Source organism: uncultured Duncaniella sp. (assembly GCF_910577345.1).
GTDB lineage: Bacteria > Bacteroidota > Bacteroidia > Bacteroidales > Muribaculaceae > Duncaniella.
Genome location: NZ_CAJTMT010000005.1, coordinates 54,655 through 68,399 on the forward strand (window position 1 = coordinate 54,655; position 13,745 = coordinate 68,399).

11 protein-coding genes and 1 pseudogene are annotated in these 13,745 nt (G+C 49.5%); 9 read left to right on the forward strand and 3 right to left on the reverse strand.

Features of this window, described 5'->3' with window-relative positions:
• Window positions 1–68: 68 nt before the first annotated feature.
• The 7 genes and pseudogenes from sufC to QZ310_RS03790 form a co-directional block, all read left to right on the forward strand.
• Window positions 69–833, forward strand: coding sequence for a Fe-S cluster assembly ATPase SufC (gene sufC / locus QZ310_RS03760; RefSeq protein WP_297070519.1), 765 nt, complete (start codon window positions 69–71; stop codon window positions 831–833).
• Window positions 830–2,179 (forward strand): Fe-S cluster assembly protein SufD, encoded by a 1,350-nt coding sequence (gene sufD, locus QZ310_RS03765; protein WP_297070521.1) that lies wholly within the window; start codon window positions 830–832, stop codon window positions 2,177–2,179. The genes sufC and sufD overlap by 4 nt, the downstream gene beginning before the upstream one ends.
• 77 nt (window positions 2,180–2,256) lie before the next feature.
• Window positions 2,257–3,474, forward strand: a complete 1,218-nt coding sequence (locus QZ310_RS03770) for a cysteine desulfurase (RefSeq protein ID WP_297070523.1) — start codon at window positions 2,257–2,259, stop codon at window positions 3,472–3,474.
• 220 nt (window positions 3,475–3,694) lie between these two features.
• A complete protein-coding gene (locus QZ310_RS03775) occupies window positions 3,695–4,813 on the forward strand; it encodes an exodeoxyribonuclease III (protein WP_297070525.1) in 1,119 nt (372 codons plus the stop codon).
• 2 nt (window positions 4,814–4,815) lie between these two features.
• Complete coding sequence (locus QZ310_RS03780; protein ID WP_297070527.1) at window positions 4,816–5,250, forward strand: PH domain-containing protein; 435 nt, start codon at window positions 4,816–4,818, stop codon at window positions 5,248–5,250.
• The gene (locus QZ310_RS03785; RefSeq protein WP_297070529.1) at window positions 5,247–6,305 is read left to right on the forward strand and encodes an ElyC/SanA/YdcF family protein; all 1,059 of its coding nucleotides are present in this window, start codon (window positions 5,247–5,249) and stop codon (window positions 6,303–6,305) included. Before QZ310_RS03780 ends, QZ310_RS03785 begins: the two co-directional genes overlap by 4 nt.
• A 230-nt stretch (window positions 6,306–6,535) precedes the next feature.
• A pseudogene (locus QZ310_RS03790) lies at window positions 6,536–6,961 on the forward strand (BRO family protein); the annotation flags it as partial.
• 28 nt (window positions 6,962–6,989) lie between these two features.
• Here the strand turns inward: QZ310_RS03790 and QZ310_RS03795 are convergent.
• Window positions 6,990–7,946 carry a glycosyltransferase family A protein gene (locus QZ310_RS03795; protein ID WP_297070531.1) on the reverse strand — a complete coding sequence of 319 codons (957 nt, stop codon included), beginning with the start codon at window positions 7,944–7,946 and terminating at the stop codon, window positions 6,990–6,992.
• Window positions 7,947–8,018: 72 nt separating this feature from the next.
• On the opposite strand from QZ310_RS03795, the gene QZ310_RS03800 reads away from it, so the two are divergent.
• Window positions 8,019–8,468: a peroxiredoxin gene (locus tag QZ310_RS03800; protein ID WP_297070533.1), complete on the forward strand. Its 450-nt coding sequence runs from the start codon at window positions 8,019–8,021 to the stop codon at window positions 8,466–8,468.
• 239 nt (window positions 8,469–8,707) lie between these two features.
• Here the strand turns inward: QZ310_RS03800 and QZ310_RS03805 are convergent, their stop codons facing one another.
• Together QZ310_RS03805 and QZ310_RS03810 are read right to left on the reverse strand one after the other, a co-directional pair.
• Entirely contained in the window at window positions 8,708–9,406 is a 699-nt protein-coding gene (locus QZ310_RS03805) for a LytTR family DNA-binding domain-containing protein (protein ID WP_297070535.1), read from the reverse strand.
• A complete protein-coding gene (locus QZ310_RS03810) occupies window positions 9,403–10,431 on the reverse strand; it encodes a sensor histidine kinase (protein WP_297070537.1) in 1,029 nt (342 codons plus the stop codon). The genes QZ310_RS03805 and QZ310_RS03810 overlap by 4 nt, the downstream gene beginning before the upstream one ends.
• A 143-nt stretch (window positions 10,432–10,574) precedes the next feature.
• Between QZ310_RS03810 and QZ310_RS03815 the strand changes: the two genes are divergently transcribed.
• Window positions 10,575–13,739, forward strand: coding sequence for a TonB-dependent receptor (locus tag QZ310_RS03815; RefSeq protein WP_297070539.1), 3,165 nt, complete (start codon window positions 10,575–10,577; stop codon window positions 13,737–13,739).
• Window positions 13,740–13,745: the final 6 nt, after the last annotated feature.

Consider the following 13,745-nt stretch of genomic DNA (forward strand, 5'->3'; position numbering starts at 1 on the left):
GAAATTGAGTAATTTCGCGACATCAAACAATTTAACGGATTATAATATAGCATACATAACATATCAGGATGAGCAAAAAACTACTTGAAGTGCGCAACCTCCACGCCTCTGTCGAGGGGAAGGAAATTCTACGCGGTGTCAACCTCAGCGTAAACGAAGGTGAGGTACATGCCATCATGGGTCCCAACGGATCCGGAAAGAGTACCCTTTCAGGAGTGCTCGCAGGAAATCCTGCCTATACAGTGACCGAAGGCGAAGCCTTCCTTCACGGAGTCAACCTTCTCGACCTCTCGCCGGAGGACCGCAGCCACGAAGGACTCTTCCTTTCGTTCCAGTATCCGGTCGAGATACCGGGAGTGTCGATGGTCAACTTCATGCGCGCTGCTGTCAACGCCAAGCGCAAATATTTCGACGAAGCGCCACTCAGCGCAAGCGACTTCCTGAAAATGATGCGCCAGAAACGTGCGATCGTGGAGCTTGACAACAAGCTTGCCTCACGTTCTGTCAACGAAGGCTTCTCGGGCGGCGAGAAGAAGCGCAACGAAATCTTCCAGATGGCCGTCCTCGAACCCCGTGTGGCCATCCTCGATGAAACCGACTCCGGTCTTGACATCGACGCGCTTCGCGTAGTGGCCGGCGGTGTCAACAAACTCAAGACCGACAAGAACGCCACAATCGTCATCACCCACTATCAGCGACTTCTCGACTATATCCGTCCTGATTTCGTCCACATTCTCTACAAGGGACGCATCGTCAAGACCGGAGGGCCCGAACTCGCCCTTGAACTCGAAGAGAAGGGCTATGACTGGATTAAGGAGGAGAATGACCTATGAGCAACTCCCTGACACAATATATCAATCTTTTCGAGGAAAACCGCGAACTCATCAACTCCAAATCGGCCGGAAAGCTCAACGCCGTCCGCGAGGAGGCACTCGGTGAGCTGCGCGATGCCCGTCTCCCCGACAAGAACAGCGAAGGCTTCGAGAAGACATCCATCCAGGATATGTTTGCCCCCGACTTCGGTGTCAATATCTCGCGTGTCAATATCCCGGTAGATGTGGCCGCAAGTTTCAAGTGCGACGTCCCCGCATTGTCGACACTTCTCGGAATAGTGGTCAACGATTCTTTCGTCCCCACCTCGCTTCTCGAATCAAAACTCCCCGAAGGAGTGTTCTTCGGTTCGCTCAAACGCGGAGCCGAAGTGCTTCCGGAAGTTGTCAACCGCTACTATGCCGAAATTGCCCCTATGGGAGAGGCATCCGTAGCTCTCAACACAATGCTTGCGCAGGACGGTGTCCTCATCTATGTGCCCCGTGGAGTGAAGCTCCAGCGTCCGCTGCAGCTCGTCAACATCTTCTCGTCGCCCGTTTCCATCGCGGCTTTCCGCCGTGTGCTTATCGTGCTTGAAGATGGTGCAGAAGCCCAGATGCTTGTATGTGACCACACTCAGGAACGCGCCAACAACTATCTGGCCTCACAGATTGTGGAAGTCTATGTGGGAGATGGAGCGCGCTTCGAGGCTTGCTCTATCGAGGAATCTTCGGCCAACACATCGCGCTACTCACGCATGTTTGTCAGTCAGGAAGCCCATTCCCATTTCTCGTTCAACTCCACCACGCTCACCTGTGGCACCACACGCAACGAGTTTGAAATCGACCTCAACGGCGAACATGCCGAAACCCATCTCGCAGGCATGGTCATCGGCTCTGACTCGATGCACATCGACAACGATTCGGCCATCCGCCATCTCAAACCCCGCTGCCACAGCAACCAACTCTTCAAATATGTGCTCGACGACAAAGCTACCGGAGCTTTCGAGGGAAGCATCCTTGTGGCTGACGGAGCACAGTTCACAGAGGCATATCAGAGCAACCGCAACATCCTTGCATCGACCGAAGCGCGTATGCACTGCAAGCCTCAGCTTGAAATCTACAATGACGACGTGAAGTGCTCACACGGTGCAACCACAGGTCAGCTCGACAACGAAGCGCTGTTCTACATGCGTTCGCGCGGCATCCCCGAAGCCGAGGGACGCACCATGCTCATGCAGGCATTCATGGTCGATGTGATTGACAGTGTCCACATCAACGGACTGCGTGAACGCCTCCTCCACCTCGTTGACCGCCGTTTCTCAGGCACTCTCGGCGACTGCTCCGGCTGTCAAGGCAAGGATTGCTGACAAATCATAGGGACCGGAGCACCACAACGCCCCGGCCCTCTATACTCTATACTCTATACTTAAGATACTTAAGCAGAATGGACTTGACCAAAATACGCGAAGACTATCCCATCCTCGACCGTAAGATCTATGGCCGACCCTTGGTCTATCTTGACAACACCGCCACCTCGCAGACCCCGCGCGAAGTGGTCGATTCAATCGTGTCGGGCTACACAAGCACCAAGGCAAACGTGCATCGCGGAGTCCATACCCTCTCGATGGAAGCCACGGAGTTGCAGGAGGGAGCCCGCCGGAAGGTCAAGGAGTTCATCAACGCACCCTCGACCGATGAAATAATCTTCACACGCGGAACCACTGAGGCCATCAACCTCGTGGCCGCGTCCTACGGGGGTACCTTCCTCCATGACGGCGACGAAATCATCCTTTCCGTCATGGAACACCACTCCAACATTGTCCCATGGCAGCTTCTCCAACGTCGTGCCGACATCCGCCTGCGTGTCATCCCCATCCGCGAGGACGGATCGCTCGACATGGATGCCTACCGATCGCTTTTCAACGAGCATACGCGCTTCGTCACCGTCTGCCATGCCTCCAACGTGCTCGGCACTGTCAATCCTGTCAAGGAAATCATAGCCGAAGCCCACAGCCACGGAGTCCCGGTGCTTATCGACGGCGCACAGGCAGCTCCCCACCTCAAAATCGACGTGCAGGATCTCGACGCGGACTTCTATGCCTTCTCCGCTCACAAGATGTATGGTCCGGCAGGAGTGGGTGTGTTGTTCGGAAAGCGCAAATATCTCGAGATGATGCCCCCTTATCAAGGCGGCGGAGAGATGATCGAGACAGTAAGTTTCGAAAAGACCACCTTTGCTGAACTTCCCTATAAGTTCGAGGCAGGCACTCCGGATTTTATCGGTATTGCTGCCCTGAGCAAAGCCATCGACTATATGCAAAGCATCGGAATTGACGCTATAGCCGCACATGAGCATGAACTGCTCGAATACACCACCAAACGTATGATTGAAGAGATACCGGGGGTGAAAATCTACGGTACCGCACCCGGCAAATGTGCCATCATTTCATTCCTTGTCGGAGGAGAGCATCACTACGACATGGGAATGCTCCTCGACAAGCTCGGCATAGCTGTGCGCACCGGCCACCACTGCGCCCAGCCCCTCATGCACTCCCTCGGCATCGAAGGCACAGTCCGCGCATCATTCGCCGTCTACAACACAATCGAGGAATGCGACCTCTTCCTCAATGCCCTCAAACGCGTCAGCGCCATGCTGATGTAAGAACCCTCTGTCCATACATTGTCATAATCCGACAATAATATCACATCACGACATCTACCACATCTACAATTTTATATGTGACAGATGTCGTGATTTTTTCATATCATCTTTAGCAGGATAATCAGTAATTTGTTGTATCTTTGCGTATTACGAACAATCATCCTCAACACCGGGTGAAGAGTAACAAAATACTGAAAGTACTCCTAATCAATAAACAACCATGAGAATCATCAGTTGGAACATAGACGGCATTGGCCGACGATACAAGAAACTGACTCAACTTGCGGAGGAGTATCAGCCGGATATTATTTTTCTCCAAAAAATCAAGAATCAACAGGGCAACGTCAACTTTCCGATTGAGGGATACAGTCAGTTGTGGTGGTTTGGCGACTCGGCTCCTTACAGTGGTGTCGCTACATACTGCAAGGAATCCATATCGCTTCATCATCTACCTGTTCCGGAACTTAGCGAAGACGGGCATTTCCAAATGTTTGAATTGGAGGATTTGTGCCTGTGTAATGCCTACGTGCCATACTCTAATACAGCTATACCCGAATCAGTAGAGCTCCGCAAAAGATGGGATGAAACTCTGCATGATGTGGTAACCCGCATGTCGCAGGATGCAAAAATGATTATCCTCGGCGATATGAACATAGTCCACACCGAAAAGGATAATGACGGTCACGCGCCCCTCCAACAGAACAAGGGTTGTTTCTTCGATTGGGAACGTGAAAATTTCAATAGTCTATTAACTGACGCCCATCTTGTTGACTCTTTCAGAGAGCGGCATCCTGATGAAAATAAATATTCATATTATTTCGACAATCTTAGGAAAGCGCTTCATTCGGGTTGGAGGATAGACTATGCCCTTGTGAGTAAATCGCTGATGCCACAAGTAATAAATTCAGACATTCTTACGGATTTCGGGAGTGGCAAAAGCGTTCCCATTATTCTTGAATTGGATATGTCATCCGGCTTGTCTGATAAATATCTCGGAGAAGTGGAGTTCTCTAAGGAAGAAAGAAAAATAGCGACGGAGATCCTCAAAAAAGGGATTTTGAGCTATCACCGGAATTGGCAGAATGGCATGGCCACATTTATTCAAAGTCCATACGCAAAAAATGAGAATGCTTTTGACCGAAGTATGGAAATAACGCGTCTGGCAAAGGATTTCTATAAGGAAGCGATGAGACTGGAGAACATGTATGACAAGTCCTTGCTTGCCTCCGGCATCGCTATGTTCCTGAACGAAGGCAATCTCACGCCTGATGACTTGAAATGTTTGCCGGAAGAAACACAAAAACATCTGCTTTACAAGGCAAACAAAATGAGAGAATGACAATGGAGACTGTTTACAAATCGAAGATCGATTGGTGGATACCGGCTGTAGTCGCTGTAACGGTAGCTGTGGCATTTCTCGGTCCGATAATTGACGGCGAGATTTTCATCGTCGGAATTATTATTGCTGCCTTGCTTGGCACACTGGAAATTGTAATGTTTGCCAGCGTGAAGTATCGGATTTGTGATGGAAAACTTGGCATACGGAATTTATTCTACAAATGGGAGTGGTTCCCGATTGACCAAATCTCTGAGATCAAGAAGACAAATGGAATATTATCGGCTCCTGCACTTTCAGCGAAACGCGTCTCTATCAAATTTTCAGACAAAAAGATTCTGAAAAGTTCCATTCCGCTGGAAATATCCCCCAAAGACAGAGATGGTTTTATTGACAAACTCAAAGAAATAAACCCTACAATCAAAATAGCAGGACGATGAAATCATACAAGAGAATACTGTTGGGGCTTGTAACCCTCTTTGGCTTATTGGCAATCTTTACCCTGATTGTCAATATAAAGGTGGCATCAACTGTAAATGGCAGGATTTACGATTGCGTGGATTCTATTCCTCATAATAAAGTCGCGTTGTTACTCGGGACTAATCCTCTCAATAGATTGGGGCGCCCTAACACCTACTTTACCAATCGTATTAAGATTGCTGCAGAATTATTTCATGCAGGTAAGGTCGACTATATCCTTGCCAGCGGAGATAATCATATAGAAAGTTATGATGAACCGACTGCAATGCGCGATTCATTGATTGCCCGTGGCGTTCCTGAAGGCAGAATAATTCTTGATTTTGCCGGATTCCGCACCCTTGATTCCGTAATCAGAGCCAAAGAGGTGTTCGGATGTGATTCGCTTACCATCATATCGCAATCCGACCATTGTGAAAGGGCTTTATATCTTGCGGAAGCGAATGGGATTACCGCAGTTTCCATATCTGCACCAATCAGAGCCGGCAGATGGGTGCGTGTCCGACTTACTTTTCGGGAGTGGCTTGCGCGGGACAAGATGATGCTTGACCTATGGTTTGGTAAGCAACCTCATTTTCTCGGCGAGAAAATCATTATTCCGGAACCCATGAAACAGAAAAGTTATTCTACCAACGACGGATTAACAATGAGCATTGTAAATCTTGATAATATAAAAATGCCGGTTGACTCCATTGTTGTAGAAATGAAGAATAACTCAGACAATGAAGCAACATTCGGAGAATATTATAACTTAGAAAAATACGATAACGGCAAGTGGGTAGATTTGCCTTATAATGATAAGATTAGAAAATTGTTGGAAGAAGACGGGGTAGAAATGGTGTTTAATGACGTAGGTTATCCTGTCCGCCCTCATTCTGTCCGGAGATATTCAAATAGGACCAAAGCGTACAATGAAACTTTGGTGCCTGGTCACTACCGATTATCCAAGAAATTCTCATATCCTCCATATCCGACCTTAAAATCAGATACTGCTTATGTTGAATTTGAAATAAGATAATAATGGGTAAAATCATCAATGAAGTCGCTTTGCAGCAATAAATTTTATATGTGACAGATGTCGTGATTTTTATTTCATATTCAGTATGATTAATCAGTAATTTATGGTATCTTTGCGTATCATGAGTTTACTCCTCATCAATGCAGAGTTGGATGGTTCATGATGCCGATGAACTGCGTTTACATCATATCCCTACAAATCGAATCAGAACCCCTTAACCACGATACCTTATGAAAGCCGAAGAAATCAAAAACCTGTTTGACAGTTTCGAATCCATTGCCATTGAATATGAAGGTGTGGAATGCTGGAGCGCCCGAGAACTTGCCCCGGTTATGGGATATGTCCAATGGCGTAATTTCCAATCAATCATTGAAAAAGCGAAGGAATCAGCTGAAAATGCCGGTGAAAATGTAGCCAATCATTTTGCCGGCGTAAGCAAAACGATACCAATGCCAAAAGGCGCTGAACACCGGATAGATGACGTGATGCTGACACGTTATGCCTGCTATCTTGTCGCGCAAAACGGCGATCCTCGGAAACCTGAAATCTCCTTTGCGCAAAACTATTTTGCAGTCCAGACACGCCGTGCGGAGCTTGTCCATCAGCGACTTCTCGACTACGAACGTGTGAGAGCCCGTGCCAAACTTGCTCAATCCTTATTTTTTATCTGTCAAGCCGCATTAATCATATCTTTGGGAACAACATCTTCACCACAACCCATGTCAGGCGTTTGAAATAACGGTTATGGAGATAAATCAGGCGCATCCGCAGCGGGAACGCGGTCCGCGATGTCACCTCATTGTTCAAACGCGATGACTGCTTGACGGCATTACGCCTTGCTGATTCCTCCGCCTTCCCTTCGGCCTCCAGCCTGTACTGCGCGGCAAGTATCATCCTTCTCGCATCAATCAGGGCGACAATATCGGTTCGCCCGGCATCGCGCAGATGCTTCTCAATCGCATCCAATGAAAGCTCCCAGTTTCGCGGCCGCGCACTGTAGGATGTACCGGTGATTGAATTTTCAAGTCTGTAGGTAACGACACTCGGTTCGCCCGGCAGCTCATACAGGCGGTCTGTTGCCAACAGCAACCGCACACCCAACTCATAGTCATTCCATCCGGGCAGAGCTTCATTCCACCCACCGACACTGAGGACAAGCGATGTTCTGACCACCATACGCTGCGTTGACAGACATCCGCGAAACAGATGATTGAACATCGGTGCGTGCGATGTATAGTACAGCTTGCGGCGACTCCCGTCAATATCCTGCAGATAGATGTTTCGACCGAAAATATCAATTTCAGGATGCAATGCAATTGCCGATTCAAAATCACCGACATGCGAAGGGAGCATCACGTCGTCAGAATCAAAAAACATAACGAACTCACTCTCGACCTCCCGCAGTCCGCGGTTTCGAGCGGCACATGCCCCCGGTTTCATCTCCTGCACCACGACAACGTCGAGCTGAGGATTTGCAGCTGCCCATTGGCGCATGACACCCATCGTGCCATCCGTAGAGTTATTATCCACAAGCACGACCCTCGCCGGTCTTTCCTTCTGCGAAGCCACAGAGTCGAGAGTGCGACGGATGACCGACGCGCGGTTATATGCCGGAATAACTATAGTAACGGGTGAATTCATGCTCACAAAGTTAGTATTATTTGAGCAATTTCCTTACATTTGCCACCATAAACCAAATAATCAATATAAACTATGAATATTGGCGATAAAATCCCCGAAATACTCGGCCTCGATGCCGAAGGTAAAGAAGTCAAAAGCTCAGATTTTGCAGGCAAGCCCCTCATCATCTATTTCTATCCGAAGGACAACACCCCCGGTTGCACTGCGGAAGCCTGCTCAATCCGCGACCACAACAGCGAACTTTCGGCCAAAGGCTACACCGTCATCGGTATCAGCAAGGACTCCGTGGCAAGCCACCTGAAATTTGCCGACAAGTTCTCGCTGCCCTTTATCCTACTTTCCGATCCTACCACTGAGGTGAACCAGGCTTTTGGTGTATGGCAGAAAAAGAAAATGGCCGGACGTGAATACATGGGAACAGTCCGTACCACCTTCATCACCGATGCCAACCACGTTATCACCAACATCATCACCAAGGTCGACACCAAAAAGGCCGGCGAACAGCTCCTCGGCCTCATCTGATAATCCCGGCCTTGAATAGGCTCGAAAGGAACAATCGGCTGGAAGGGTACAAAAAGACAGAAGGTCAGAAGAAACATAAGTTTTTTTGATATATACATTTTGCGTCTCAATCAGATGCAAATAATATAAAGCTTATGTTTCTTCTGACCTTCTGTCTTTTTGTACCCTTCCAGCCGACTGTACCCTTCGAGTTTTTTTGTACCCTTCGAGCCGACTGTACCCTTCGGGCAATTCGATTCTTAGTGCTTATTTAGCAGTTGGGTTATGACGGCACTATACTGACGGCCCACAGGCAGCGTCACGCCCGATTCGAGGGTCACGTTCTGACGGGTAAAGCCGGTGATTTTATCAACAGCCACGATATATGACCTGTGTATCCTCACGAACTTATTGGCAGGCAGCATAGCCCCTATCGACTTCAGAATCACGCGTGAGACAGTGCAGACACCACCGGTACGGAATATCTTGGAATATCCCTCCATCGCCTCCACATATATTATATCATTCAGCGGGATGGTGATATTATTGTACTCCTGCTTGACAATAATATTTCCGTTCGAACGCTCATGCTTGGCATATTCTATCCTCCGGCGCGCCTTGCCGAGAGCGGTCAGAAAGCGGTCGTAGGAAAACGGTTTGTGCAGATAGTCTATCGCATCAAGATTGAAACCGTCAAGCGCATAGTCAAGATAGGCCGTTGTGAATATGAAACAAGTGCCTACCGGAAGTTCCCCGGCTATGGCCAGTCCGTTTGTACCCTCCATTTCAATATCAAGGAAAGCGAGGTCTACCCCGCCCTCCCTTATCGCAGCAAGGCCGGCTTCAGGATCGGAGTAGGTTTGCAATTCGATGTCACCGGCGCGCTCACAGAATTTCTTTATAATTTCGAGAGCAAGAGGCTCATCGTCAATGGCTATGCATCTGATTTTATCGCTCATGAGAGTTGAATTTTAAGGTTGACGGTAAAGAATCCGGAGTCCTCGCTGACTTCCAGTGAATATCGGTCATGAAACAGGCAATTTAGACGTGCCCGGCAATTCTCAATACCGACCGGAGCATCACGCCTCAGAGCATCTGCCGACTTCATTATCCTGTTTTTAGTCTTGAATTCCAGCACTCCGTCGAGTAGAGTAAGCGAGATGTCAATCCTGCAATCTTTCTTGGAGGAAATGCCATATTTAAACACATTCTCAAGAAAAGTGAGCATAATCATAGGCGGAATGCGCGCTTCCTCATTGTCTATCTCATATTTCCAATCCACCTTGGTGTGGGAATTCAATCGCAACGACTGAAGCTCTATGTAATTGTCGATATAGGTTATCTCCTCGCGGATGCTCACAGTCTCGCGGTCCACACTCGTGTAGGTATACTTAACTATGTCGATGAATTTTATGAATGCGTTCTCGGCCTTTTCGGATGTACCGATAATCAGGCTATAGATTGAATTGAGCGTATTGAAAAGGAAGTGGGGATTAATCTGGGCTTTGTAGACGGCGAGTTCGGCATTGTTTTTCTGATATTCGAACTCCTTCTTCAATATGAGCTGATGATACAGCTCCTGAATGAACGACATGGAGAGCGCGTAGCCTATCGAAAGCGAACACATCAGCCACACGATGTGGGAGCGGTTCGACTCCTGTATGCGGTCGTAAAGAGCAGTAAGTGAACTTGCATTGAATGTCACCTCCGGAAGATGGTAGAGTGTCAGCAGATAGCTTCCTATGATGAAAGCGCTGAGGATGATGGCTATGATGACATAGCGTTTGCCGACAAACAATTTCGGGATGTTGCAACACCTGATGATGAAAAACGACACATAGAGCCATGCCACAAGCAGATAGGCAAATTCCGGGCAATAGCTCACCCAGTAGTATGTCTGTCCGAGGAAGAGAATCAGCGGTGTGAACACCAGACAGTAAAAGAGGTCAATCAGCAGACCTATCCTTTTTTCAAATAGTTTCATAGTGCAAAGTTACGTTTATTGTTCCAACCTTCCAACCTTTCGGCAATGACGTTTGTTAACACTTTCGAGCTATTCATTTACACATGCTTGGACGGATGGATTCCGTCATGTAAATTTGTCACGAAAATGAAATAAACGGCACAATGAAACATTTATCACTATTATTTGCTTTTCTTCTCATATCACTAAACAATGCTTTTGCCGAAACCGAAACAGAACTTTTCCCTGTCACTGCTGAAACCGAACTTCCAAAGATAGAGCAAACCGCCGACGGCAGCCGCCGCATCTCCGGAATTGTACGCGACGAGAACGCAATCCCCATCATCGGAGCCACTGTCGCGCTTGCCAACGATCCTGCCGTCGGAACCATAACTGATATTGACGGCCGTTTCGCTCTCGAAGTGAAAGGCGACAGCCTAATGCTGCAGGTATCATACATCGGCTATGAGACCATCGATGTCCCCGTCAAGCCCAATATCCGTCACTATCCCATCACAATGGCCGTCATCAAGGCAGAACTTGACGAAGTCGTGGTCATAGGCTACGGCACACAGCGTAAAGTCGACCTCACAGGATCGGTTTCCTCAATCTCCGCTGGTGCGTTCGCCGACCGTCCCATCACCAACGCCACAAATGCCCTTGCCGGTCTTGCCTCAGGTCTGACCGTCACCAACAGCGGTGGCAACACACCGGGCTATGAGGCCCAGAGCATACTTGTCCGCGGACAGGGTACGCTCAACAATGCCGCCCCACTTGTGGTTGTCGACGGTATGACCGGAGTGGCCATCAGCGATATCAATCCGCAGGACATCGAAAACATCTCCGTGCTTAAGGATGCCGCATCGTCGGCCATCTACGGTTCGCGCGCGGCAAACGGTGTAATCCTCATCACGACGCGCCACGGGGCGGAATCCGCTCCGCGACTGACCTATTCAGGAAATGTTTCCTTTGAAAAAGTGGCGAAACGCCTCAACCTCGTCACTGACTATGCCGATTTCATGGAGATTCAAAATGCCGGACTCATTGCCAACGGACAGGCTGCGCGCTTCTCGCAAGGCAAGATTGACGAGTGGCGCAACGATGCCGGTCGCAATCCCACCATCTATCCCAACACCGACTGGCAGGATCACATCTACCGCAACCCATCCGTTGTCCAGAACCACAATCTTTCAGTCACCGGTGGCGGACGACGCGTGCGCTACAACATGTCGTTCGGCTATGTCGACAATCCCGGTATGATCTACTACACCGACTACAACCGCTATCAGCTCCGCACCAATCTTGATGTCAACATCAAACCGTGGCTGAGTGTCGGCACAAATCTTTTCGGCTACATCGACTCCAACAATCCATCGTCGGAAAACGCAGCAGCCGGTGGCGACGTAATCTTCGGCTCGGGAGCATTCAACACCGTCCCCGGTATGACTCTCTACGATCCCGCGACCGGGCTCTACGGCGGCATCCAGAATCCTGAGGAGGAAAACGTCAGCAACTTCAACCCTTACCGTCGCCAGTGGTTCTACAAGGATGATTTCCCCACCAAGACCCGCCGAATGGTTGCGAAACTCTATGCAAGCGTGAAGCCGTTCAAAGGACTTACTCTCCGCGGCTCCTTCACCTACAATTACTGGACTCGCCGTGTGGAACAGCATCTCACCGACCGTGACCTTTACCGCTTCACTGCGGACGGCCCCGTGCTCATCCGCGAGGGTGTCGTGCGCACCTACATCCGCCGCTACAATTATGCCAACACCTACCGCTCATCGGAAATCACCGCCAACTATGTCTTCAAGGCTTCGAAACTCAGCGGTTCCGTCCTCGTCGGCGCAAGCCAGGAATATGACAAGGATGAACACGAGAGCTTCCTCCGCTATGACCTGATTGACGACTCGCTCACATCAATCGACGCAGCAACCACCAACGGCCCGATAGGCGGCAACTACACCGAATGGGCCATGCGCTCATACTTCGGACGTGTCAACCTCTCATGGGACGACAAATATCTCCTCGAAGCCAATTTCCGTGCGGACGGTTCATCGAAGTTCGCACCCAAACACCGCTGGGGCTATTTCCCCTCCGTCTCGGCAGGTTGGAGATTGTCGGAAGAAGGCTTCATGAAGAACACCCGCCATTGGCTTGACCAGCTCAAACTCCGCGCATCCTACGGTTCGCTCGGCAACAACGCGACCACAAGCTACTACATGTATCAGTCGCTTTTTGCCACAGCCAACTATGTGCTCAACGGAAACATCGCCGGTGGCTTCGCCCAGACCATCCTGTCGGATTCACGCCTCACATGGGAAAAGACCTATATGACAAATATCGGTATCGACTACGCCCTTCTCAACAGCCGTCTGAGCGGTTCAATCGACATCTACAACAAGGATACAAAGGGCATCCTCATCTCTCTCCCCGCACCCCTTGAACACGGCACGAGCACTGTCCCCAACCAGAATGCCGGGGAGGTCAACAATAAAGGTCTCGAACTCGACATCCATTGGAACGACCGCATCGGAAAGGTCAGCTACAATGTCGGCTTCAACATGAGCTACGTCAAAAACAAAGTTGTCAAGTTCCAAGGGGATGTATCCTCAATCAGCGGAGTGTACAAAATCCAGGAAGGACGGCCCATCAATCAGCTCTATGTGATGAAAGTAGACCGCATTGTCCGCGACGAGACCGATCTTGCCTACGTTGACAATCTTGTCAAGAACAACCCTAACTATTTCGCCACATATCAGCGTCCGGAGCTCGGCGACTTCCTCTATGCCGACACCAACGGCGACGGCAACCTTGACAGCAATGACCGCGTCGAGATTGGCAACGGCACCGCCCCTACATTCACCTACGGCATCAACCTCGGTCTCAACTGGAACAATTTCGATTTCAGCGTATTCTTCCAAGGCGTCGGCGACTATCAGGTCTACTACAACAACCAGGCTTTCCGCTTCGTCACCGTAATGGGCCAGTCGCTCAACAAGGACATCACCGACAATGCCTGGACACCTGAGAATCCCTACAATTCCAAATACCCGATACTGCGCAACAGTTCTAACGGCAAAAACAACATCGCGAGCGACGCGTTTGTCCACAACGCAGCCTATTTCCGCTGCAAGAACATTCAGCTCGGCTACACGATTCCGCAGAACATCACCCGCAAATTCTTTGTCGAGAATCTGAAAGTCTACACCAGTATCGACAACCTTTTCACCATCACAAGTTTCCCCGGCCTTGACCCGGAGGTGGCCGCCAACGTCGGCTACCCTACCGTCCGTCAATACTCCGTGGGTCTCAATGTCACTTTCTAATCCTCA

Excerpts from the sequence above, each read along its gene's own strand:
- sufC (WP_297070519.1), top strand. The coding sequence starts at position 69 with ATGAGCAAAAAACTACTTGAAGTGCGCAACCTCCACGCCTCTGTCGAG.
- sufD (WP_297070521.1), top strand. The coding sequence starts at position 830 with ATGAGCAACTCCCTGACACAATATATCAATCTTTTCGAGGAAAACCGC.
- QZ310_RS03770 (WP_297070523.1), top strand. The coding sequence starts at position 2,257 with ATGGACTTGACCAAAATACGCGAAGACTATCCCATCCTCGACCGTAAG.
- QZ310_RS03775 (WP_297070525.1), top strand. The coding sequence starts at position 3,695 with ATGAGAATCATCAGTTGGAACATAGACGGCATTGGCCGACGATACAAG.
- QZ310_RS03780 (WP_297070527.1), top strand. The coding sequence starts at position 4,816 with ATGGAGACTGTTTACAAATCGAAGATCGATTGGTGGATACCGGCTGTA.
- QZ310_RS03785 (WP_297070529.1), top strand. The coding sequence starts at position 5,247 with ATGAAATCATACAAGAGAATACTGTTGGGGCTTGTAACCCTCTTTGGC.
- QZ310_RS03795 (WP_297070531.1), bottom strand. The coding sequence starts at position 7,946 with ATGAATTCACCCGTTACTATAGTTATTCCGGCATATAACCGCGCGTCG.
- QZ310_RS03800 (WP_297070533.1), top strand. The coding sequence starts at position 8,019 with ATGAATATTGGCGATAAAATCCCCGAAATACTCGGCCTCGATGCCGAA.
- QZ310_RS03805 (WP_297070535.1), bottom strand. The coding sequence starts at position 9,406 with ATGAGCGATAAAATCAGATGCATAGCCATTGACGATGAGCCTCTTGCT.
- QZ310_RS03810 (WP_297070537.1), bottom strand. The coding sequence starts at position 10,431 with ATGAAACTATTTGAAAAAAGGATAGGTCTGCTGATTGACCTCTTTTAC.
- QZ310_RS03815 (WP_297070539.1), top strand. The coding sequence starts at position 10,575 with ATGAAACATTTATCACTATTATTTGCTTTTCTTCTCATATCACTAAAC.